Consider the following 554-nt stretch of genomic DNA (forward strand, 5'->3'; position numbering starts at 1 on the left):
CATTATCCCGGCGAATTGTCGGGCGGCGAGCAGCAGCGTGTGGCGATCGCCCGGGCGCTGGCGCCCTCGCCGCGCATCCTGATCGCCGACGAGCCGACCGGCAATCTCGACCAGGCGACGGGACGGCAGATCGCCGACCTCCTGTTCGCCAAGGCGGCCGAACGCGACATGACGCTGGTGCTGGTCACGCATGACCAATCACTCGCCGCGCGCTGCTCGCGCCAGGTGTCGATGCGCTCGGGCCGGATCGAGGACGCGCCGAAGCCGGTGAAGGTTTCGGCCTGATGGCGCTGTCGCAGACGTTGAAGCTCGCGGTCCGCTTCTCGCTGCGCGAGATGCGTGGCGGCCTCTCTGGCTTCCTGATCTTCCTCGCCTGCATCGCGCTCGGCGTCGCCGCCATCGGCGGCGTCAATTCGGTGGCGCAGGCGATCAGCGCCGGCGTCGCCAACCAGGGCCAGACGCTGCTTGGCGGGGACCTGCGCTTCCAGCTCAACCAGCGCGACACGACATCGGCCGAACGCGATTTCCTCGGCGGGCTGGGCGCGATCTCGCAC

Annotated in this window: 1 protein-coding gene and 1 pseudogene; both read left to right on the top strand. The window is 69.7% G+C overall.

Features of this window, described 5'->3' with window-relative positions:
- The coding region (locus EN738_RS34905) for an ATP-binding cassette domain-containing protein (protein WP_127287440.1) at positions 1–285 on the top strand (285 nt) is incomplete at its 5' end.
- Positions 285–554, top strand: a pseudogene (locus EN738_RS34910) (ABC transporter permease); the annotation flags it as partial. The gene EN738_RS34905 and the pseudogene EN738_RS34910, both read left to right, overlap by 1 nt.

Origin of the sequence: Mesorhizobium sp. M4B.F.Ca.ET.017.02.2.1, from assembly GCF_003998955.1 — a bacterium.
Taxonomy (GTDB): domain Bacteria; phylum Pseudomonadota; class Alphaproteobacteria; order Rhizobiales; family Rhizobiaceae; genus Mesorhizobium; species Mesorhizobium abyssinicae.